17 protein-coding genes and 1 pseudogene are annotated in these 21524 nt (G+C 69.6%); 7 read left to right on the top strand and 11 right to left on the bottom strand.

What is annotated here, in order from left to right:
• A pseudogene (locus KGQ19_RS37195) lies at positions 1-1064 on the top strand (hypothetical protein); the annotation flags it as partial.
• A 63-nt stretch (positions 1065-1127) separates the two neighbouring features.
• Here the strand turns inward: KGQ19_RS37195 and miaB are convergent.
• A complete protein-coding gene (gene miaB / locus KGQ19_RS37190) occupies positions 1128-2660 on the bottom strand; it encodes a tRNA (N6-isopentenyl adenosine(37)-C2)-methylthiotransferase MiaB (RefSeq protein WP_212018146.1) in 1533 nt (510 codons plus the stop codon).
• A 502-nt stretch (positions 2661-3162) separates the two neighbouring features.
• Between miaB and KGQ19_RS37185 the strand changes: the two genes are divergently transcribed.
• Complete coding sequence (locus tag KGQ19_RS37185; protein ID WP_212018144.1) at positions 3163-4923, top strand: family 43 glycosylhydrolase; 1761 nt, start codon at positions 3163-3165, stop codon at positions 4921-4923.
• Positions 4924-5071: 148 nt separating this feature from the next.
• Here KGQ19_RS37185 and KGQ19_RS37180 read toward each other — a convergent pair whose 3' ends face one another.
• The 6 genes from KGQ19_RS37180 to KGQ19_RS37155 form a co-directional block, all read right to left on the bottom strand.
• The gene (locus KGQ19_RS37180) at positions 5072-6295 is read right to left on the bottom strand and encodes a cytochrome P450 family protein (protein WP_212018142.1); all 1224 of its coding nucleotides are present in this window, start codon (positions 6293-6295) and stop codon (positions 5072-5074) included.
• 133 nt (positions 6296-6428) lie between these two features.
• Positions 6429-7598 carry a cytochrome P450 family protein gene (locus tag KGQ19_RS37175; protein WP_212018152.1) on the bottom strand — a complete coding sequence of 390 codons (1170 nt, stop codon included), beginning with the start codon at positions 7596-7598 and terminating at the stop codon, positions 6429-6431.
• A gap of 50 nt (positions 7599-7648) precedes the next feature.
• Positions 7649-8242 carry a GTP-binding protein gene (locus KGQ19_RS37170; protein WP_212018140.1) on the bottom strand — a complete coding sequence of 198 codons (594 nt, stop codon included), beginning with the start codon at positions 8240-8242 and terminating at the stop codon, positions 7649-7651.
• A complete protein-coding gene (locus tag KGQ19_RS37165) occupies positions 8220-8567 on the bottom strand; it encodes a DUF742 domain-containing protein (protein ID WP_212018138.1) in 348 nt (115 codons plus the stop codon). The genes KGQ19_RS37170 and KGQ19_RS37165 overlap by 23 nt, the downstream gene beginning before the upstream one ends.
• A complete protein-coding gene (locus KGQ19_RS37160; RefSeq protein ID WP_212018136.1) occupies positions 8564-8974 on the bottom strand; it encodes a roadblock/LC7 domain-containing protein in 411 nt (136 codons plus the stop codon). Before KGQ19_RS37160 ends, KGQ19_RS37165 begins: the two co-directional genes overlap by 4 nt.
• Positions 8975-8977: 3 nt before the next feature.
• Positions 8978-10252 carry an ATP-binding protein gene (locus KGQ19_RS37155; protein ID WP_212018134.1) on the bottom strand — a complete coding sequence of 425 codons (1275 nt, stop codon included), beginning with the start codon at positions 10250-10252 and terminating at the stop codon, positions 8978-8980.
• Between the two features lie 293 nt (positions 10253-10545).
• Between KGQ19_RS37155 and KGQ19_RS37150 the strand changes: the two genes are divergently transcribed.
• Positions 10546-11493 (top strand): threonine/serine dehydratase, encoded by a 948-nt coding sequence (locus KGQ19_RS37150; RefSeq protein WP_212018132.1) that lies wholly within the window; start codon positions 10546-10548, stop codon positions 11491-11493.
• A gap of 142 nt (positions 11494-11635) precedes the next feature.
• Here KGQ19_RS37150 and KGQ19_RS37145 read toward each other — a convergent pair whose 3' ends face one another.
• Together KGQ19_RS37145 and KGQ19_RS37140 are read right to left on the bottom strand one after the other, a co-directional pair.
• Positions 11636-15574, bottom strand: a complete 3939-nt coding sequence (locus KGQ19_RS37145) for a glycoside hydrolase family 3 C-terminal domain-containing protein (protein WP_307856622.1) — start codon at positions 15572-15574, stop codon at positions 11636-11638.
• Positions 15575-15881: 307 nt separating this feature from the next.
• Entirely contained in the window at positions 15882-17501 is a 1620-nt protein-coding gene (locus tag KGQ19_RS37140; RefSeq protein ID WP_212018128.1) for an MFS transporter, read from the bottom strand.
• A 137-nt stretch (positions 17502-17638) separates the two neighbouring features.
• On the opposite strand from KGQ19_RS37140, the gene KGQ19_RS37135 reads away from it, so the two are divergent.
• From KGQ19_RS37135 to KGQ19_RS37120, 4 genes are all read left to right on the top strand, one after another.
• A complete protein-coding gene (locus KGQ19_RS37135) occupies positions 17639-18388 on the top strand; it encodes a TetR/AcrR family transcriptional regulator (protein WP_212018126.1) in 750 nt (249 codons plus the stop codon).
• Positions 18389-18484: 96 nt separating this feature from the next.
• Entirely contained in the window at positions 18485-18727 is a 243-nt protein-coding gene (locus KGQ19_RS37130) for a hypothetical protein (protein ID WP_212018124.1), read from the top strand.
• A gap of 116 nt (positions 18728-18843) precedes the next feature.
• Positions 18844-19608 carry an SDR family NAD(P)-dependent oxidoreductase gene (locus tag KGQ19_RS37125; RefSeq protein WP_212018150.1) on the top strand — a complete coding sequence of 255 codons (765 nt, stop codon included), beginning with the start codon at positions 18844-18846 and terminating at the stop codon, positions 19606-19608.
• 11 nt (positions 19609-19619) lie between these two features.
• Positions 19620-20273 carry a TetR/AcrR family transcriptional regulator gene (locus KGQ19_RS37120; protein WP_212018122.1) on the top strand — a complete coding sequence of 218 codons (654 nt, stop codon included), beginning with the start codon at positions 19620-19622 and terminating at the stop codon, positions 20271-20273.
• Between the two features lie 25 nt (positions 20274-20298).
• Here the strand turns inward: KGQ19_RS37120 and KGQ19_RS37115 are convergent, their stop codons facing one another.
• Positions 20299-21123 carry a polysaccharide lyase family 7 protein gene (locus KGQ19_RS37115; protein ID WP_212018120.1) on the bottom strand — a complete coding sequence of 275 codons (825 nt, stop codon included), beginning with the start codon at positions 21121-21123 and terminating at the stop codon, positions 20299-20301.
• Between the two features lie 221 nt (positions 21124-21344).
• A partial coding sequence (locus tag KGQ19_RS37110) for a hypothetical protein (protein WP_212018117.1) occupies positions 21345-21524 on the bottom strand: 180 nt, incomplete at its 5' end.

The raw sequence follows: 21524 nt of genomic DNA, 5'->3' as shown, positions 1-21524 counted from the left end.
CCGCAGTACCCCCGCCCGGCGCGCCGAACCCCTGGCTCCAGCAGCCACAACCCCAGCCACAACCCCAACCCCAGCCGCAAGGCGCCTGGCAGCAACCGCCGCCCGCACCCGCGCCCGGACCCTGGGGTGGTCCCCCGCCGGGCCAGCCGCCCTTCTTCCCGCAACAGGGGCCGCCGCCGAACAAGGGCAACGGGGGCAAGACCGCGGCGATCATCGTCGGGGCTGTGGTCGCGATGGCCGCCGTGGTGTCGCTGGTGGTGCTCGCCACGCGGAGCAACAACAGCGGGTCGTCCGACGCTGTCGGGAACGCCGCGAAGTCCACGAGTTCGTCGTCCTCCCCGTCGTCGGCGCTGCCGACGTCCGTGCCGGGCACCAACTTCCCGACCGACTCCGCCGCCGCGTCCGGGTCCGACACCGGCGGGCCGTCCGACGGCTCCAGCGACACCGCCGGGGGCGACGTCACCGACACCGACTCGGCCGGGGACACCGACTCCCCGCCCGGAGTGACCACGACGCCGTTCGATCCGAACTCGCTCAACGCGATGCAGACCGACAAGACGCCGCTGGAGGTGAACGCGCTGGTGCCGCAGGACTTCACCGACGACAAGGGCGTGCACTACACGCTGAAGGCCGGCAGCGTGCAGCCGTGCGTGCAGACCGACATGTCCTCGAACATGCAGGACATCCTGACCTCCAACAGCTGCAGCAAGGAGATCGCGGCCGCCTACGTCGACGACAGCGGCCAGTACCTGGTCTCGGTGAAGGTCCTGCCGCTCCCCGACGAGCACACCGCGACCACCGTCTACAACGACCTGGCGCAGCAGTCGACCGCCGACTTCGGCATCTGGTGCCCGGAGAGCGGGCCCGGCTCCACGGCGTGCCAGGGCGACTACCAGTCGGCGACCATCAAGCAGTACCGCGAGCAGCAGCACCGCTACATCGTCCTCTCGGTGGCGCTGGCCGTGAACCATTCGCAGTCCACTGACATCACGCCGTGGCTGGACGCCGCCGCCAAGAAGGCCGTGGACGGCTGCGGGCCGGCCAACTGGTCCGGCAATCAGTAGCCGGATACGAATCGAAGGCCCCTGCGATCTCCTTCGCAGGGGCCTTCGACACGACCACGTCGATCAGCAGACGCCGCAAGCATTGTCCGCCTGAGCTGCCGCCGCCGGCTGACCGATCGACGGCATCCCCAGCGCCACGGCGGGCCCCCGCCGCTCGCCCTCCGGCTGCTCCTGCCGGGCCTGCCACGCGTCGCCGGACCGGGTACGTCGCAGGGCCTTGATGGCGCTCCCGCCGTCCGCACCGTCGGCGTTCAGGTGGTGCGGCGCCGCGTAGGTGACCTGCACCGACACCATGTCGCCGGGCCGCGGCAGCTCATCAGCAGGAGTGCTGCCTACCGCGAAGTGCACCAGCCGGTTGTCCGGAGCCCGCCCCGACATCCGCCGCGTCTCCCCGTCCTTGCGCCCCTCGCCCTCGGCGACCAGCAGCTCGACGGTCCGCCCGACCTGCTTCTTGTTCTCCTCCCAGGAGATCTCCTCCTGCAGCGCGACCAACCGCTCGTACCGCGCCTGCACGACCTCCTTGGGCACCTGCTCCTCCATCGTGGCCGCCGGGGTCCCGGGCCGCTTGGAGTACTGGAACGTGAACGCGGCCGAGAACCGCGCCTCGCGCACCACGTGCATCGTCTGCTCGAAGTCCTCCTCGGTCTCCCCGGGGAAGCCGACGATGATGTCGGTGGTGATCGCCGCGTCCGGCATCGCCGCCCGCACCCGCTCGATGATGCCCAGGTAGCGGTCCTGCCGGTAGGAGCGGCGCATCGCCCGCAGCACGGTGTCCGAGCCGGACTGCAGCGGCATGTGCAGCTGCGGCATCACGTTCGGGGTCTGGGCCATCGCCGCGATCACATCGTCGGTGAAGTCCCGCGGATGCGGCGAGGTGAAGCGCACCCGCTCCAGGCCCTCGATCTGCCCGCAGGCCCGCAGCAGCTTCGCGAACGCCTCCCGGTCGCCGAACTCCGACCCGTACGCGTTGACGTTCTGCCCGAGCAGCGTCACCTCGCACACGCCCTCGGCCACCAGCGCCTCGATCTCGGAAAGGATCTCCCCGGGCCGCCGGTCCTTCTCCTTGCCCCGCAGCGCGGGCACGATACAGAACGTACAGGTGTTGTTACACCCCACCGACACACTGACCCACGCCGCATACGCCGACTCCCGCCGCGTCGGCAACGTGGAGGGGAACACATCCAGCGACTCCAGGATCTCCACCTGGGCCTCGTCCTGCACCCGGGCCCGCTCCAGCAACACCGGCAACGCCCCGATGTTGTGCGTCCCGAACACCACATCCACCCAAGGCGCCCGCCGCGTGATCTCCCCCCGATCCTTCTGCGCCAGACACCCCCCGACCGCGATCCGCATCCCCGGCCGCCCCGCCTTCACCGAGGCCAGATGCCCCAGGTTCCCGTAGAGCCGGTTGTCGGCGTTCTCCCGCACCGCACAGGTGTTGAGCACCACCACATCCGCCTCACTGGCCCCATCCGCCGCCCGCACATAGCCGGCGCCTTCCAGCAGGCCGGACAGGCGCTCGGAGTCGTGGACGTTCATCTGGCAGCCGTAGGTGCGGACGATGTAGGTCTGGTCGGTGGTCGCGGTGTCGGGCATGCCTACCAGGATAGGCCTCGGGCGGTCAGGGAAGGGTGCTCCCTGATCGTGCGGCCTCGGACCTTCCCGCAGTCCAGGCCGAAGGGTCCGCGCCCGGCGGTGCCGGCATTCACCGGACATCATTCTCGTCAGACTGACGATATTGGAGCCCCCCAACGGCCTTCGCCAAGCCGGGGTCCGCCGGCGCAGGTCGAGTGTGGCAGTACCCAGAGAAAGCTCAAGCCTGGGCGCAGTGCACCCAAGGCTGGGATTGGATCAACGGACCCGGCTGCACCTTCGCAATAGCCAACGACACCATGTACGGCCTGGCCCTGGACCGCAGCATGGTCATGCGGTTCACCGGAAGCGGCTAGTTCGAGATCGGCGGGCGGCCGACACTATCAAGGCATGTGAGCGACTTCGGCGGCATGATCTCCGATGGGTCGCCCGCCACGGAGCGCGGGGCCACCGCATCCATGCACCACCACGCCAGGAGGCAAGACAGGTTATGCATGTAGGAGTCTTGAAGCGTCATCGCGGTATGCGTACCGCGCTCGGCGCACTCACAGCGTTAGTCGCCCTGATAGCGGCGGGAACTAATGCCGAGGCCTCGGTGTCACTGAAGACGCCGGCCACACCGCACGCAGCCGCTGCGCTCCAACAAGGCGCCCACTGGGTCACCGCCGGCGCCTTCACCAAGATTTACGATCCCAGCACCGCTTCCCAGCAGTGGTACATCAACGACCACACCTTCGTCCAGGACTCCAGCGGCGAGTGGCACTTGTTCGGCATCACCCACGCCGAACCGTCCGATCCGGGCGACGAAACAGAATTCGCCCACGCTACCGCGCCGGACCTGCACGGGCCGTGGACCAAGCAAGCGCCCGCACTGACGGTTGACACGACGCCTCCTTATGACGAAACGCACCTGTGGGCTCCCCACGTCATCCACGTCGGCGACACGTATTACATGTACTACTGCGGCGGCGGCCCGGACCACACGAACTCGGAGATCAACCTCGCCACCTCGAAGGATCTGGTGACCTGGACCCGTCTGCCGTCCGGCCCGCTGTTCACCGACGGCTACGACGCCCGGGACCCGATGGTCGCGCGTGTCGGCTCGCAGTGGGTCATGTACTACGACGCGACCAGCGCGCCAGCCGGCGGCAACCACGTCGTCGCCTACCGGACCAGCACTGACCTGATCCACTGGAGCGATCGCGCCATCGCGTACACCGACCCGACGACCGGCACCGGTGCCGGGCCCACCGAGTCGCCATTCGTCTACCAACACGATGGCATGTGGTACCTGTTCATCGGACCACGCGGCGACTACGCGGGCACCGACGTGTTCGCCAGCACTGATCCGCTGCACTTCGATATGGCCAACCTGGTCGGGCACCTCGACGCGCACGCAGCCGAAGTGGTGCCGGACAACACGGGCAACCTGTGGGTGAGCTCAGCGGGCTGGGGCGCGGGCGGTGTCTATCTCGCGCCGCTGACCTTCCACAACGGGCCTGCGACCGGATCGAACCTGTACGCGCTGGCACAGGGCGGTACCGCGGTCGACAAGTGGGACGGCACATCGTGGACGGCCATCGGCGGTCGAGCCGGGCATCTCTACGCCGGCGGCTACGGAGTCTTCGCCACCGACCCCGACACTGGGAACATCAACCAGTACAACGGTACCCCGAACAACTGGAGCCAGATCGGCAGACCCGGAGCCGAGTTCGCGGTGAACGCCGTGGGCCTGTACGGCCTCGCGCCCGATCACTCCCAAGTCATGCAGTACACCGGAACCGGCTGGATCCAGATCGGCGGTCCGGCGGCACACCTCTACGCCGGCGGCACCGAACTGTACGCCACCGACCCGAACACCGGGAACATCAACCACTACAACGGCACACCGAACAACTGGAGCCAGGTGGGTGGACCCGGGTCGGAGTTCGTCGTCAACGCGATCGGGTTGTTCGGGCTCGCACCAGACCACTCCGCAGTCCGGCAATTCGTTGGCGGCAACACAGGCTGGACCCAGATAGGCGGTCCGGCGGCACACCTCTACGCCGGCGGCACCGACCTGTATGCGACCGACCCGAACACCGGGAACATCAACCACTACGACAACAGCGCCGAACTGTGGACACCCACCGGCAACCCGGGTACTGCCTTCGCAGTCACCGACACCGATCTGTACGGCACAACGAGTGCCGGAACGTTCGAGCTGAATGGCGGTTCCTGGCCGCAGATCGGCCCGGCGGTCCAGGAGCTGGCCGGCGGGCGGTAGTTCGGCGAATCCACATTAGGCGCACAATGTGCGGCATCCGTCCTTCCAATACTGAAGGACGGGTGCCGCCCAATTCCAGCTGACCTCGGTGAAGGTGTGGCGGCCACGGCCGGGGCACCCGGGAACCGAAGCCGCTACATCACCCGCCTCACGCAGGCCGCAACACCACCGGCAGCACCTGATGCCCGTTGGAGATCAAAGACTCCAGCGGACGCAGTTCCGCGTCCGTGGCGAAGGCGAGCTCCGGGAAGCGGGTGAACAGCGTGCGCAGTGCGATCTCGGCTTCCATGCGGGCCAGTTGCGCGCCGAGGCAGAAGTGCACGCCGTGGCCGAAGGCGAGGTGGTCCTTGATGGATCTGGCTACGTCGAACTCGTCCGCGCTGTCGCCGTGCAGGTCCCGGTGGCGGCCGGCGGCTGCGTAGGACGCCAGGATGGCTTCGCCCTGGCGGATCGTCACGCCGCCGGGCAGTTCCACGTCCTGGACCGCGTAGCGCAGCGGGAGGTTGGCGACCGGCGCCTCGAAGCGGAGGACCTCCTCGACCACGTCGCGCCAGCCGACTTGGCCCGCTTCCAGCTTCGCGCGCTGGTCGGGGCTGGTCAGGAGCAAGGTGATGCCCTGGTCGATCAGGTTGACGGTGGTCTCGTAGCCGGCCGAGACCACCAGGAGCAGGGTGTCGAGTAGTTCCTGTTCGGCCAGTGCCGAGCCGTCGCCCTCGTCGTCGCGGGTGGCTATCAGCAGGGACGTCATGTCGTCGCCCGGGTTTTCGCGCTTCTCGGCGACCAGGTCGGCCAGGACGCCGTAGAGCTTCGTGGCGTTCTCGGTCGCCTCCTCCGCTGACTGCGTGGTGTCGAACACCGCGTCCACGAGGCTGCGGAAGGCTTTCTGCGCGCTGTCCGGCAGTCCCATCAGGGAGCTGATGACCTGGATCGGCAGCGGGACGGCGAAGTTCTCGCGCAGGTCGACGCTCTGGCCGGCCGGGGTGGCCGCGACGGTGTCGAGGAGCGCGTCGGTGATCTCCTCGATCCGCGAGGTCATCGCGGCGACGCGGCGGGTCGAGAACGCCGGGCTGACCAGGCGGCGCAGCCTGCGGTGGTCGGCGCCGTAGGCGGTGAACATGTTGCTGACGCCGACCCACAGTGCCAGCGGCCACTTGCCGATGATCTCGCCCGGGAACTTCGGCCAGTGCTGGGCCGCGTCCTTGGACACCCGCGGATCGACCAGGAGCGCCTTGAGCACGCCCGGATCGGCGACGGCCCACACCTCCTGCCCCAGCAGATCGACGCGCACCGCGGGCCCGTGAGCCCGCAGATACGCGTCCTCGGTGTGGCGGTTCCCGCCGGTCGGGTCGAGGGTGAAGACGTTCTGGTCCATGCGAGGGCCTTCCATGGCAAACGGGCATACGGCAGTCGAGCGGTCGAGCAGACGAGCAGACGAGCGGTCGAGCGGTCGAGCGGTCGAGCAGACGCCAAACGGCAGACAGGTACGGAACGGATAAGAGAGAGATTCAGCGCAGCGGAATAGGCGGCGACCCCGGGACGGTGACAGGCAGCGCGGCCAAAGCCCGCGCAAAAGGCCCGGGCCGCCAGACCAACTGCTCCGCCGGAACCGCGAGCTCCATCTCCGGCAGAGCGTCGAGAATCTGGTCGATGGCGGCCTGAGCGATCAGATACGCGGCCGACTGCGCCGGACAAGCATGCGGCCCGATACTCCACGCCAGATGCGCCCGGTTCCCGGCCCGCTGATCCGAGGCGATCGCCGGATCGTTGTTGCACGCGGACATGCTGATCAGCACCGGTTGGTCGGCAGGCAGCCAGACCCCGTCGATCTGCACGGGGTAAGGGGGATAGGAGATCGCATAGTTGGCCATCGGCGGGTCCTGATACAACACCTCGTCCAGAGCGTCGCGGACAGCCAGGTTCCCGTCAAGCACGTCGCCGGAGAAGCGCTCGTCGGTCAGGATCAGCAGGAGCGTGTTGGCGATCAGGTTCTGCTGCGGCTCGATCCCCGCCCCGTAGATACAAGCAAGCTGATGCACCATCTCGGTGACGTCCAGACCCGACTCGTGCTGGAGCAGCCGGCTGGTGACGTCGTTCGCCGGATGCGCCTTCTTCAGCAACACCAGCTCGGCCAGCGCCGCGGCGAGCATCGCGTTGCCGGCCTCGGCGTCGATCCCCTCGAAGATCGAGGCCATCCCCTTCGCGACCCGCTCCCCGATCTCCGGCGGGCAGCCCAGCAGGGTATTGAGAACCTGGAACGCCAGCGGGAAGGCGTACTGGGTGATCAGGTCCGCCTCGCCGGCCTGACACAGGTCGTTGATCAAGCCGATCGCCACGTCCTGCACCACCGTGCGCAGCCCGTGCAGGTCGACCCCGCCGAGGCTGAACACGTTCGCGCCGCGGTACCGGGCGTGCTCGATCCCCGCGCTGCGCAAGGCGTTCGGCCGCCACTCCATCATCGGCCGGACCGGGTTGTCCGCGGCCACGCGTTCCTCCCAGCGGCGCGGATCGGCGGGGAACCGCTCGGGGTCGTGCAGGATCTGGACCGCCGTGTGGTAGCCGATCACCAGCGTGGCGGGCACGTCCGGATCGAGCAGCACCGGCACCAGGGAGCCGTGCCGCCGCCGCATCTCCTCGTACGTGCCGTGCGGATCGGCGGCGAATTCCGGCGTGTACATCGGGACCCGCGCGCTCGCGGCGGTCGCGGCGGCAGCGGTTGTCTGGGTGGTCACGCGAGCATCTCCGGTCCACTGGTGAGGTGTTCGACGAGCACGATCAGCGCCTTGGCGGACGAGGCCTGGTCACGGGCGTCGCAGACGGTCAGGGGGGTGGAGGGGGCCAGGTCCAGCGCCTGCCGGATCTCCTCCGCGGGATAGCGGCGGGCGCCGTCGAACTCGTTGACCGCGACCGTGTAGGGCAGGCCGCGCTTCTCCACCGCGCTGAGGATCTCGTCGGAGTGGTCCAGCCGCCGGGTGTCGACCAGCACCAGGGCGCCGACCGCGCCGCGCGCGAGTTCGTCCCACATCGGCAGGAACCGCTGCTGCCCGGGGGTACCGAACAAGTACAGCGCCACTCCCCCGAACGTCCGGCGGCCGAAGTCCATCGCCACGGTGGTCGAGGTCTTGCGCGGCAGCCCGGCCAGGTCGTCGACGCCGACGCTGGCCTCGGTGATCGGTTCCTCGGTGCGCAACGGCCGGATCTCCGAGACGCTGCCGACGAAAGTGGTCTTGCCGGCGCCGAAGTGTCCGGCGACCAGCAGCTTCACCGATCGGGTGACGGTGCCCGGCAGATACGCGACCTCAGACAAGTTGGCGGAGCCCACGAAGCACCTCTTTCAGCACATCGATGTCGGGGACGTCGGCGACCGGGGTGGGGACGGCGAGGTGCCCGGAGTCCATCAGGCCCGCGGCCAGGATCGTGACCACCGACGGCGGCAGGTCCAGGTGCGCGGCGATCTCCGCGATGGACAGGGCGCCGTGCCGGCTGCACACCCCGAGGACCCGGCGCTGTTCGGGGGCCAGCCCCTGGGCCGGGACGTCCTGGGCGACCAGCAGGGTCACCAGCCCCACGTCCCGGCTGGGCCGCAGGACGCCGCCGGTCACGACGTACGCGCGCACCAGGTCCGGATCGCGCCGCGGCCGGGTCATGGCCGACGGGTCTGGCTGCTGAGCTCATTGCCGAGGCGCGAGGCCAGATCGTTCATCCGGTGGACGATCAGCCCGGCGTCCGCCGTGGGTTCCGCGCACACCCCCAGCATCGCGTTCTGCCCCGCGGCGGTGACCAGCACCAGCGCCTGGTCGTACTCGATCAGGTTCTGCCGCAGCCGGTTGTCCTCGTCTCCGCACATTCCGGCCAGCGCCTTGCCCAGCGACTGGACCCCGCTGACCGCCGCGGCGAAAGCGTCGGCCGCGTCGCGGGTGATGGTCTCTGAATGCGCCATGCGCAGCCCGTCCCCGGAGATCAGGACCGAGTAGCGGACCCCTTCGAGGTCCAGGCTGCTGAGCATCCAGGTCAGCTTGTTGTTCCCGTCAGCCGGCGGGGCGGTGGTGCTCACGGGCTATCGGGTCCCTTCTGCGGGGTCGGACGGCGCGGCGGCTTCGTCGGCGCTGTGCACGCCGCTCTGCCACGCCGCGGCGACACTGGGCCGCGGGGCCGACGTACTCAAAATCGGGGGGAGGGGCTGGGTGTCCGCGGTGGCGATGTGCCGGCGCCGGCGCGGCAGCCCGGCACCGGTCACCTCGGCGGCCCCGGACGGCTCCGGCGGCTCGGGCTCGGGCGCCGCGCCCGGAGCGGCTTCGACGACGTCCGCGGCCAGCAGGGCTTCGGGGATGAACAACGCCGCGCGCGTCCCGCCGAACGGACTGCTCGATCCGTCGACCGAGGCCTGGAATCCGTAGCGCTTGCTGAGCGCGGCGACCGTCGGGAAGCCGACCTTCGGGTGCGGACCGAACCGGTGGAGGTCCACCGGCTCCTGGCCGGAAAGGACGCGGCGCGCGGCGTCCAGCTGCTCGCTGTTCATGCCGACCCCGGCGTCGTCGACGATGATCGTCACGCCGTGGTGGCCCTCCTGGAACGTGACGTCCACGAAGGATCCGGGCGGCGAGTAGCGGGCGGCGTTGTCCAGCAACGTGGCGATCGCGTGCACGGCCGGCTCGACGGCCTGACCGATCACCTGCCGCTCCAGTTCCCGCGGCCGGATCCGCTGGTAGTCCTGGATCCGGCCCATCGCGCCGCGCACGACGTCGGTCATCGCCTGGCTCGGCCAGCGCCGGCCGGGCAGCCCGCCGCAGACCACGACGTAGGACTGGGCCTGCCGGATCATCTGCTGGACCGTGTGGTCGATCAGCGTGAGGGTCTCGAAGGTCTCCTGGCCGCGGTGCTCCCGCATGGCCTGGGCGACCACCTTGCTCAGGTTCGCCCCGAGGCTGACGACGGTCTCGGCGAAGGACCGCACCGAGGACTCAGTGGTCTGCCGGGCCTCGTCCTGCGCCTTGTGCCGCACCGATTCCGCGACTGCGACCTGGAGTTCGCCCAAACCGACGGTGTACCGCTGAGCGAGTACCGCCGCGCTGTCGGCGAACGGCGTTCCGGCCAGGATCGGCGCCAGGGCGGGAGTGGAACGAGCCGGACGGGCGCCGTCCGCCAAGTCGGCGGCGGTCGGCAGACCGATCGCGGCCAGCTGCGCCACCGCGGCGTCCCGGGCCGCGCAGGCCTCCTCCAGCCGGGCTATTCGCGCCCGCAGCCGCCCGGCGCTCCGCGCCTTGTAAACGGCGAACGCGATCGCGACCACGAGGGCGCCGCCCACGCACCAAAGCGCTGTCTCAGAATTCATTCGGCCTTCTCAATCAGGTCTACTCGTGAGATCGGCGAAGGTCACAGCCCGGACGGACACACTGTCGCCTGCACGGACGCGCCGCAGCATACCGGGGCATCTACGCTCCCTGACAATAGCGCAGCGGTCCGGATTCCACAGAGGATCCAGCCTTCGACAACTTGTTCCCACCGGCGGCCTCGCCGGACCTCACCCCGGCGCCGCGACCCCCGGTCCCGGGCCGTTACCGTGGGAACGGCGGCCGGGGTACAAGCCGGTACAACGATCCGCACCGCCTCAGCAAGGAGTTGAGCTTGAGCAGCGAGGCCCTCACCGAGTCCGACGTCGAAGCCGCCGCCGACCGCGTCCGCTCCCGGGTACGCCGCGTGGCCGTCGCCCCCGCCGACGCCGGGACCGTCCCGAACGCCCCGGTCTGGCTGGCGTACGAGTTCATGCAGCACGGCGGCTCGTTCAAGGCCCGCGGCGCGCTCAACCTCACGCGGTACCACCAGGAGAACGGCACGATGCCGGCCAAGGGCATCGCGATCGCCTCCGGCGGCAACGCGGCGATCGCCGCGGCCTGGGCCGGACGCGCCGCGGGGGCCAAGGTCACCGTCTTCGTGCCGGAGACCGCACCGGCCGTGAAGGTCGACAAGCTGCGGGCGCTCGGTGCGGACGTGCGGCTGCGAGGCACCGTCTACGCGCACGCGCTGGAGGCCTCCATCGAATACGCCGAGGCCACCGGGGCGCTGCTCTCCCACGCCTACGACCATCCGCTGATCGCCGCCGGTGCCGGGACCTGCGCCGCCGAGATCCGCGAACAGGTCCCGGACATCGACACCGTCATGGTCGCCGTCGGCGGCGGCGGTCTGTTCGCCGGCACCGCGGCCGCGATGTTCCCGCACGGGGTCCGCGTCGTCGCCGTCGAGCCCGAGAACTGCCGGGCCCTCAACGCGGCGCTGGCGGCCGGCGGCCCGACCGACGTCGACGTGGACTCGATCGCGTCCGACTCGCTCGGCGCGCGCCGGGTCTCGCGGACGGCCTACCGGTTGGCCACCGACCCGCTGGCGACCTCCGTTCTGGTCTCCGACAAGGAGATCGTCGCGGCCCGTTCCGCGCTGTGGGAACACCGGCGGGTCGCGGTGGAACACGGTGCCGCGGCGGCGATGGCGGCTCTTCTGTCCGGCCGGTACACCCCGCGCGAGGGCGAGCGGATCGCCGTCGTGTTGTGCGGCGCGAACACCGATCCATCAGATCTCTGAGAACCGATCTGAGGAACGATCCGCGAAACAGACAGTCGCCGTGCCGGTCGAGGCCCCAAGCCCGACCGGCACGGCGATTTCTGCTACCGCACTTCTGTCACAGCACTTCTGCTACAGCACTTCTGTCACCGCACCATCGAGCTCACTGCACGACCGACCACACGAACGTGGCCGTGCCGGACACCCCGGCCGTATCCGTGGCCGTCACAGTCACGGTGTAGGTGCCGGTCGTGGTCCCGGCGCCGGAGAAGGTGCCGTTACCGCCGATGTTGACGCCGGGCGGCAACCCGGTCGCCGTGTAGGTGAGCGTCTGCGCCTGGTTGGAGTCCACGGCCTGCATCGCGAACGACACCGCCGCACCCTTCGGGCTGCTGTAGCCGAAGGGGTTGGCGACGCCGACCGTCTCCGCACCCGGGGCGCCGGAGTTCGGCGTGACGTTCGAGCTGACCGCGGTGTTCGCCAGGGACACCCCCGCACTGGCGGCGCCCGCGGCGACCTGGCCGGTCAGCGTGTGCGCCAGCGAGGTGGAACCGGTCAGCGGCAGGTTGTCCGAGGCGTCGCCGACCCGGATCGCGTAGCCGCCCGCCTGGGCCTCCCACTGGTTGTCGGCGCTCGACCACGACGCCAGGTTGTGGATCGTCAGCGGGAAGCTGACCGTCGCGCTCTGCCCCGGGTTGAGCATCACGCGTTGGAAGCCGGCCAGTTGGTTCGGCGGGTCCTGGCTGGCGGCCGGGTCACCGACGTACATCTGGGCCACCTCCGCGCCGGCCACCGATCCGGTGTTGGTCACCGTCGCGGTCACCGTGGCTTGTCCGTCGGAGTTGAACGAGCCGACGGACAGGTTGGAGAAGGAGAACTTGGTGTAGGACAAGCCGAATCCGAACGGGAACGCCGGCGTGATGTTCTGGGACTGGTACCAGCGATAGCCGATGTTGACGCCCTCGCTGTAGATCGGGCCGGTCGGGGTGCCGGGCCACTGCGCGGTGGTCTGCGCAGGGACCTGACTCAGGCTGCTGGGAAAGGTCATCGGCAGCTTGCCGGACGGGTTGACCGTGCCGAACAGCAGCGCGGCGACCGCGGCGCCGGTCTCCTGGCCGCCGTACCAGTTCTCCAGGACCCCGGCCACGGAGTTCAGCCACGGCATGACCACCGGCGAACCGCTGTTGAGCACCACGATGGTGTTCGGGTTCACCGCGGCCACGTCGGCGATCATCGTCTCGTCGGCGGCCGACACGTCGAGCGTCTTCAGGTCGCTCTCCTCGCCCTCCGGCGCGCTGGCGAAGACGATCGCGTAGGTCGCGGCCTTCGCCGCGGCCACGGCCTGCGGGATGTTCGTCGTCCCGTTGTCGTCGCCGGCGGTGTAGGTCACCGTGACGTTCGGCCCGACCGCGTTCTGGATGCCGGTCACCGGCCACACGGTGTTGGAACTGTCCACCCCGCCGCTGCCGCCGCCGGCGAGTTCGACCGCGGCACCGCCGTCGGTGCCGAGGACCGCGATGCTCTGCGCCGTGGCCGGCTTCGGGTTCAGCGGCAACAGTCCGTTGTTCTTCAGCAGGACCGTGCCCTCCTCACCCAGTTGCAGTGCCGTCTGCTGGTGCGCCGCGTTGGTCACCGTGGCGGACAGCGAGCCGGTCTGCGGGTTGTCGAACAGGCCGAAGGCGAACATCTGGGTCAGGATCCGGGCCACGATGGAGTTCAGCGTGGTCTGGTCGAACTGGCCGGCGGCCAGCGCGTTGCCCAGGTTGGTGGCGTAGGAGTTGAACGGCATGGCGATGTCCAGACCGCCGTTGGCGTCCGCGACGGCCGGGCCGGCGGCGCCCCAGTCGGAGGCGATGAAGCCGCCGTAGTTCGCCTGCGTGTCCAGGCCGTTGCGGAGCATCGGGGCGCTCGCGCAGGACGAGGCACCGTTGACCACGGCGTAGGAGCACATCATCGAGGCCGGTGCGGACTGTTCGGCCGCTGCTTGGAACGGAGCCAGATACAGCTCCTGCATCGCTTGCTGGCCAACGGTTTCGTTGTTGCCGCCGTTCGGATACTGCTCCTGGTCATAAGCGGCGACGTGCTTGACCATCGCCATCACGCCCTGGCCCTGCAGGCCCTGCACTTCGGCCGAGGTGATCTGGCCGGCCAGGAACGGGTCCTCGCCGTAGGTCTCGTAGGTCCGGCCCCAGCGCGGGTCGCGCACCACGTTGGTCGTCGGGCCGAGCGCGATGTTGACGCCCTTGCCGGCGAACTCGGCGCCCTTGGCCGTGCCCTCCTGCTGGATCAAACCGGGATCAAAGGTGGATGCGGCGGATTCGCCGTCGGGGAACGCGGTCACGCCGCCGTTGCCGTCACCGACGCCGGACGGCCCGTCCTCCAGGTTCATCTGCGTGATGCACAGGTTGGGGATGCCCGCGACGTGGCCGATGTAGTTCGTGGTGCCGTCCCCGGCGACCAACGTCAGTTCCTCGGCCTGGTCCATCGTGTTCAGCACCTGCTGGACCCGCTGCGCGACCGGCGCGGTGGAACCGACCCACGGGCAGACCCCGTTGCCGCCGTTGCCGTTGCCGCCGGTGACCGGCGGGGTGTCGGTCAGGCCGTATACGTCGAACTCCAGGACCGAGTAGCCCCACTGGGTGGCGCGGGTCGTGCCGTACAGGCGGACGTACCGGTCGGTCGTGGAGACCGGGACGGTCTGGTGTCCGCCCGTGCCGGTGGTCGTGGAGTAGACCGTCGTCCAGTTGGTGGCGTCATTGGAGACCTGGATCTGGAACGCCGAGGCGTACGCGTTCTCCCACAGGACGCCGATGTTGCAGATCTGCTGCTGGCTCCCGAGGTCGACCTGGAGCCACTGCGGGTCGCTGTAGGCGCTCTCCCAACGGGTGCCCGGGTCGCCGTCGGTGGCGGCGGACGGCGGGTTGGCGGTCGCCGAATAGACCGAGGACGCGGTGGTCGGCTGGTCCATCGCCAGGTCCTGGGTGCCGCAGTACTGGTTCGGGCCGGGACCGCCGCCGCCCGAGCCCAAGGTGAAGGCCAGGAAGTGCAGGTTGAAGCCGTTCGAGTCCTGCTTCACGGTCAGCGTCTGGGCCCCGGCCGCCAGCGTGATGCTCGCGGTGACGTTGGTCCAGGTCGCGTAGCTGGTGGTGTCGGGGACGGCGACCGGACCGGTCAAATCCGCCCCGGAGGCGTTCGCTATTTGCAGCGCGTCCGAGACCCCGTATGGCGAGGACACCCGGAAGCTGACTGTGTAGACACCGCTGGTGGCCACCTGGACCGTGTAGTTGAACCACTGTCCGGCGTTCGTCCAGCCCATGTCATAGGCGCCGCCGGCCGGGCTGGTGTCCTGGGTGTCACTGGTGTTCTCCAGGTCGACCGAGTCCGTCCGGTAGCCGGTGGCCGTGCCGTTGGCCGCGGTCACGCTGTAGGCGACGTTCGGCCCGCCGGTGTCGTAGTTGGCGACCTGGACCGTGCCCGGCACGGCCGCGGGCGTCCCGCCGAACGGCTTGTCGCCACCGCCGCCACCGCTGGTGGTCAGGGTGAACGCCATGTTGTGGAAGTTCCAGCCGTTCGAGTCCTGCTTCACCGTCAGCGTCTGGATGCCGGCCGGCAGGGTGAGGCTGGCCGTGACGGTGGCCCAGGTCTCGTAGCCGCCGGTGTTGGGGACGGCGACCGAGCCGGTCAGGTTGGTGCCCGAGGCGTCGGCGATGTGCAGCGCGTCGGTGAGGCCGTAGGGCGAGGACAGCCGGAGGGCGACGCTGTAGGTGCCCGCGGTGGAAACGTTTACGGTGTAGTTGAACCACTGACCTGGCGTTGTCCAGCCCATGTCATACGCGCCACCGGCCGGGCTGGTGCCCAGGGTGTCGGCGGTGGTCTCCAGGTCGATACCGTCGGCGCGGTAGCTGTTGGCCGAGCCGTTGCCGGGGGCCGTGTTGTAGGCGACGCCCTGGCCGCCGGTGTCGTAGTTCGCGGCCTGGATCAGGCCGGGCACGGCGGCGGCCGTCCCGCCGAACGGGGAACCGGTGGCCGCGTGCGCCGCGGTCGGCAGGGCGGCCAGCGGCGCGACGAACAACGCCGCCACCGCCAGCACCGTACGGAACACCGGCCGTCTTTCCGACGAGCGCGGTCTGCCGCGCGCCGGCCTGGGCCGCCGAGCGGGTGTCAGGAGCCTCATTGCTGTCCCTTCGTTCCGGTGGATCGCACGGCTGATCCGCCCGGTGGGGCCGGGACGGTGTCAGGGTTCGTACGACTTCGACAGGGAGGGCGCCCTTACTCGGCTTGAATATTGCGCGCGGGTTACCGGGTGTCAATGAAGAACCGGTTCCGGAACCGATCCCGGAACCGGATCCGTTACCGGTTCCGGGGCGTGCGGGTGCCGCGCGGCACCTCAGCAGCACTCTGATATGGGATCACACCGCGGAGCCGGATGGCGCGGCAACCTCAGAAGGCTGAGCCAACACCTGTCGGTCCGCCTTGGCCCGCAACAGCAGCCACGCGGCGATCGCGGCCAGGGCGAGCAGTCCGGCGCCGCTGCGCAGCGCGAGGTGCAGGGCTTGGACGAAAGAGGAGTCCACGGTGTCGCGCAGCGGCGGCGGCAGCGCGCGGCTGGCCGTGATCCCGCCCGCGCCGCCGTTGGTGACCGCGCCGACCACCTGGTGCGAGTGACCGGCGTCGACGCCGAGGGCGTGCAGCTTGTGGCCGAGCAGCCCGGTCATCCGGCTGGTGAGGATCGCGCCGAGGGCGGCGATGCCGACCACCCCGCCGACCTCGCGCATGGTGTTCGTCACCGCCGAGGCGATGCCGGCCTTCGGCGCCGGAACGCGTTCGAGCACCGCGACGGACACCGGCGCGAAGGACAGGCCCATGCCCAGGCCCATCACCGGCAGCGTCCACACGTAGCTTCCGTAGTGCGCGCCGAGGCCGTAGAGCGACAGACCGCCCAGGGACGCCGCGCACAACAGCAGACCGGTCACGAGAGCCGGGCGCGGACCGAGCCGGCCGGTGACGATGCCCGCGACCGGGGCCGCCACCATGATCGAGGCGGTGGCCGGCAGCGAACCGATGCCGGCCATCGTCGGAGACCAGCCATAGACGTCCTGCATCAGCAGCGGCAGGAAGAACAGCGCGCCGAACATCCCGAAGCTCACCATGAACCCGCTCAGCAGCGCGCCGGAGATGACCCGGTCCCGGAAGAACGACAGGTCGAGCATCGGCGTCGCGCGGGTCGCCTCGATGACGACGAAGGACACCAGGGCGAGCAGCGCGATCGCCGCGGCCGTCAGCACCTTGACACTCCCCCACCCCGAACTCGGCCCCTCGATCAGCGCGAACACCAGCGCACCGAAACCGAGGGCGCCGGTGATCTGGCCGGGGATGTCGAAGCGGTCGCGGCCGTCGTGGAACTCCGGCAGCACCCGCCAGCCCACCAGCAGGGCCACCGCGCCGATCGGCACGTTGATCCAGAAGACGCTGGACCAGCCGAAGGCGTCGACCAGCGGGCCGCCGACGGCCGGGCCGAGGGCGAGTCCGAGCCCTGAGATCCCGGACCACAGGCCGATGGCCCGGGCCCGTTCGCGCGAGTCCGGGAAGGTGTTGCGGATGATCGACAGGCTGCCCGGGGTCAGCATCGCCGCGCCGACACCCTGCACCATGCGGGCCGTGACGAGTTCGCCGATCGAGCCGGACAGCGCGCAGAGCATCGAGCCGAGCGTGAAGCCGACCACCCCGGCCAGGAACACCCGCTTGCGGCCGAAGCGGTCGCCGAGCGTGCCGCCGGTCAGCAGCAGCGCCGCGTAGACCAGGCTGTAGCCCTCGACCACCCACTGCAGGCCGGTGACGCCGGCGTGCAACTGCGAGCCGATCTTCGGCAGCGCGGTGTTGACCACCACGTTGTCCAGCATGGCCATGAACAGCGTGATGCACAGCGTGCCGAGGATCAGGGCTTTGCGACGGGAGGTCGGCTCCCCCGGAGCCGCCTCGGATTCGGGACCGCTCCCGGTCCCGCCGTTTCTCTGTTCCGGAATGGCCATGGTGCCCCCTCCTGGGGCGCGGCGGAGCCCGCGCCGGGCCGGAGCCACCGCGCGACGGCTGCCTAACGCCGTTAGGTTCCCACTAACAGCGTTAGACTGCAAGTCTGTGAGCCGAGGACGGCATATGACGACCGCATATGACGGCACACGAAGACAAGGAGACCCCGGTGGTTTCGGCGGACAACGGCTCGGCGGACTCGGCGGGGTCAGCGGACTCAGGTGGCGTCAGAGCGGCGGCCAAGGCGCCGGCCATCACCCGCGAAGCGCTGGCCGCGGCCGGTCTGGCCGTCCTGCGCCGCGAGGGGCTGGACGCCTTGTCGATGCGCAAAGTGGCCGCCGAGCTGGGCGTGCGCGCCGCCTCGCTCTACTACCACGTGCAGGACAAGGAACAGCTCCTGGACCTGATCGCCGACAGCGTGGTCTGGGACGCCCGCAAGCTGGCCACCGCCGGCGACTGGGAGCAGTGCCTGCGCGAAGCGGCCCACGCCTACTACCGCCACCTGCACGCCAACCGCGACGCCGCGCGCCTGATGGCCGGCCGCCGCACCCCCGGCCCGAACCTGCTCTACGTCCTGGACGTCATGATCGGCCGACTCCACGCGGCGGGCTTCTCCGACGAGGTCGCCGCCCGCGCCACCCTCACCATCTCCACTTACGTCCAGGGCTACGTCCTCCAGGAACAAGTACCGAAGGCCCCGCGCCGGGAGCCCGATGCCGCATCGGAGCTGTCCGAGTCCTGCCGAACGGCGAGCGCCAAGCAGCACCGGAACATCATGTCCCTGCTCACGGTGGTCAAGGCCGGCGACACCGGAGCCCAGTTCTCCTTCGGCGTCGAACGGCTCATCGACGGCCTGCGCGCCCAACTCCCCGGCGACCCCGAAAGCTGAGACACCCACAGGAATTTCTACGCCACCGCCCCGCCGACACACCCGAACGGCCCACCCGCACCGACAGCACCGGCCGTCGGCGCGACGCTAACAGGCATGACCGACAACAAGCGCTGGACCGTGACCGATTTCGACGAACACACGATTCATCTGAAGGCGCCGTTCCGCGTGCTTTTCAACGACAACATCTCGCTGTCGCGCGCCTCCATCACCACGGTCGAGGAGCGCCAGGGCCACGACGTCATCGTGGTGTCGACCATGGACGGCCGCAGCTACGAGGTGCTGCGCGGGGTGGCGCACGCCCAGCGGAGCAAGACGAAAGAGGCGTTCGGGCTGTAGCGAAGCGGTCGGCCGGCAACGTCCCACTCAGTAAGGTCCCCGCACAGAGTGGACTTGCTGGTCCATTTTTCTCCTCGCATGCTGGCTCCATGCCTGAGCAGAGCAAGGAGACGGCCATGACGCGGCGGCTTGCCGGAAAGACAGCCTTGGTGACCGGCTCGACCAGCAACATCGGACGGGCGATCGCCGAGGCTTTCGCGGCTGAGGGGGCACACGTCGTGGTGTCCGGCCGCAGCGAACGGCGCGGAGCCGAGGTCGTCGACGGTATCCGCGCGCGAGGTGGCCGTGCCGACTTCGTCCGCGCCGAGCTGGACGGGAGCGCCCGGGCCTCGCGCACGCTGGCCACCCGGGCGACCGAAGTCCTCGGGGGACGCATCGACATCCTGGTCAACAACGCCGGGATCTTCCCGGGCGACACCACGGCGGCCACCGACGAGAAGACCTTCGACGAGGTCTACGCGGTGAACGTGAAGGCGCCGTTCTTCCTCACCGGCGAGATCGCGCCGGCGATGGCGGCGGCCGGCGGCGGATCCGTCATCAACCTCGGATCGTGGGTCGCGCGGCTGGCAGTCCCGGTCGGAGCCCTCTACAGCTCCACCAAGGGCGCCATGGAAACCCTCACCCGAAGCTGGGCCGCGGAGTTCGGCCCGCAAGGGGTGCGGGTGAACGCGATCTCCCCGGGCGTGGTGCTGGAACCGTCGCCGGACCAGTCCCATCCCGGCGAGGCCATGATGAACGGGACGCCGGCCGGGCGGATGGGCCGGCCCGAGGAGATCGCGCACGCCGCGGTCTACCTGGCTGCCGACGAGTCAGCGTTCGTCCATGGCATCGTGCTGGACGTGGACGGCGGGCGGACCGCGGCCGCTGTGATCGCCGCCTAGAGGTGGGAACGATGGCGAAAGAGCTGACGGCGAAAGGGAAAGCCACCCGCGGACGCATCATCGACGCCGCGGCCGAGGTCCTGCGCGAGTCCGGGATCGAGGGCACGACGCTCGAAGGCGTCATGGCCCGCAGCCGCACCAGCAAGAGCCAGCTGTTCCACTACTTCCCCGACGGGAAGGACCAGCTGCTGCTCGCGGTCGCGCAGTACGAGGCCGATCAGGTGCTGGATGTGCAACAGCCGTATCTGGGACGCCTGGACAGCTGGGAAGCCTGGCAGCAGTGGCGCGACGTGACGGTCCGCCACTACGAGGAGCAGGGCGACCACTGCCCGATCGGGACCCTGTCGCTCTACCTCGGCCGCAGCACCCCCGGCGCCCGGGCCGTCGTCATCGAGCTGCTGCACCGTTGGCAGGAGTACCTGGCGGTCGGCATCAGGGCCTTGCGAACCGCCGGACACCTGCCCGCCGGCCTGGACGTCGACGAGCGGGCGGCGGCACTGCTGGCGGCGATCCAGGGCGGCGTGACGATCCTGCAGGCCACCGGCCGGGCCGACCATCTGCGTGCCGCCCTGGATCTGGCCATCGGCGACTTGCGCCGGCTCGGCGAACCCGCGTCCGCACCCGCACCCGCACCCGGCGAGGACCGGGCCCGGGCGCGGGGCTGAGCGGGTCAGCCGTGACGCGGCGCGGTCAGCCGTGGTGCACGGTCAGCGCGTAGAAGCCGATGCGGGCCCCGTTCGTGGTGCTGTTCGACGAGGACTGGTTGTAGGAACCGGCCTTGAAGTACATGTGATACGCGTCGAACGAGGACGGGATCGAGTACTTCGTCGTCTTGCCGTTCACCGTCAGCACGACGGTGTTCCCGCCGGTGACCGCGATCGTGTAGCTCCACTGCTTGCCGACCGGCACGTTGGCGATGTTGTGCGTCGTCTGCCCACCGGAGGGCGAGTTCTCGGTGCCCAGGACGATGTTCCCGTTGTTGTAGTAATACAGCTCGACCAGCGGCTTGGTCGACGAACCACCGCTGCCGAGGTGGATCTGGCCGACGCAGACGTGGTTGGTCACCGAGTCCACGCGCAGGGTGGCCTGGAGCTGGTGGCTGCCCGGCAGTGCCCAGTCCGCGGTGCTGCCGTCACTGTTCATCTCCCGCAGCTCCGAGCGCGCGTAGTTGGAGTTGGGCGTAGTCACGCCCTTCTCCGGTGCCCAGAACGTCATGGCGCCGTCGGACTTGTCGGTGTAGAAGTACGTGTCCTGATACCCCTTGGCCCCCACCAGCTTCGAGGACGGGATCGTCCGCGGGGAACCGGGCGAGCCGACGGGCTCCTGGAGCTCCCAGACGGACAGGTTGAAGTTGCCGCCCGGTGCGACCGTCGTGCTGAGGTGGGGCCGGGCGACGGAGCCGGCCGCCGGGGCGGCCTGGGCCGCCGTCGACGTCACGACGACCGCGGCGCCGGTGCAGATCACGGTCGCGGCCGCGGTCAGGGCCAGGAGCTTGGGTGATGCGCCTGAGAACATCAGGGCTTTCCCTTCGGAGTGGGGCGGTGGCACTGTCCGGTCCGTACGAAGCGCGAGTTCATCGTCAGCGGCCCGGACATGGCGGGCAAGGGCCGAAGGGTCAAGCGTCGGTAAAATTGTTCGCGATGCTGATTCCATTTCATATTCGTGAACTGACATAACGCCGCAAATAGTGAACTCTACCGCGAAAAAAACGAGTTAAGGCTGTTGACTGCTGGGCCTCAGAGCGCTTCGATAGCCAGCGTCAGATCCGCGCCATCCTCCGTGCGCGAGCCCTGGACCGGTCCTGCGAAGCGCCCGTCAGACCGCTCAGGCTCGCGAAAGCATTCGGCGGCGGGCCTTTTTCGTCGTTCACAGACGTGAACGATATCCATAAACATGATCGGGTGGCGCGGCCGAAG

This window comes from Catenulispora pinistramenti (assembly GCF_018274385.1).
Lineage (GTDB): Bacteria > Actinomycetota > Actinomycetes > Streptomycetales > Catenulisporaceae > Catenulispora > Catenulispora pinistramenti.
This window is presented reverse-complemented; position numbering and strand designations above follow the sequence as displayed.

Coding starts and splice junctions, on each gene's coding strand:
- KGQ19_RS37120 (WP_212018122.1), top strand. CDS start 19,620: ATGGCGAAAGAGCTGACGGCGAAAGGGAAAGCCACCCGCGGACGCATC.
- KGQ19_RS37175 (WP_212018152.1), bottom strand. CDS start 7,598: ATGTACACGCCGGAATTCGCCGCCGATCCGCACGGCACGTACGAGGAG.
- miaB (WP_212018146.1), bottom strand. CDS start 2,660: ATGCCCGACACCGCGACCACCGACCAGACCTACATCGTCCGCACCTAC.
- KGQ19_RS37155 (WP_212018134.1), bottom strand. CDS start 10,252: ATGAATTCTGAGACAGCGCTTTGGTGCGTGGGCGGCGCCCTCGTGGTC.
- KGQ19_RS37125 (WP_212018150.1), top strand. CDS start 18,844: ATGACGCGGCGGCTTGCCGGAAAGACAGCCTTGGTGACCGGCTCGACC.
- KGQ19_RS37135 (WP_212018126.1), top strand. CDS start 17,639: ATGACGGCACACGAAGACAAGGAGACCCCGGTGGTTTCGGCGGACAAC.
- KGQ19_RS37180 (WP_212018142.1), bottom strand. CDS start 6,295: ATGGACCAGAACGTCTTCACCCTCGACCCGACCGGCGGGAACCGCCAC.
- KGQ19_RS37115 (WP_212018120.1), bottom strand. CDS start 21,123: ATGTTCTCAGGCGCATCACCCAAGCTCCTGGCCCTGACCGCGGCCGCG.
- KGQ19_RS37130 (WP_212018124.1), top strand. CDS start 18,485: ATGACCGACAACAAGCGCTGGACCGTGACCGATTTCGACGAACACACG.
- KGQ19_RS37165 (WP_212018138.1), bottom strand. CDS start 8,567: ATGACCCGGCCGCGGCGCGATCCGGACCTGGTGCGCGCGTACGTCGTG.
- KGQ19_RS37140 (WP_212018128.1), bottom strand. CDS start 17,501: ATGGCCATTCCGGAACAGAGAAACGGCGGGACCGGGAGCGGTCCCGAA.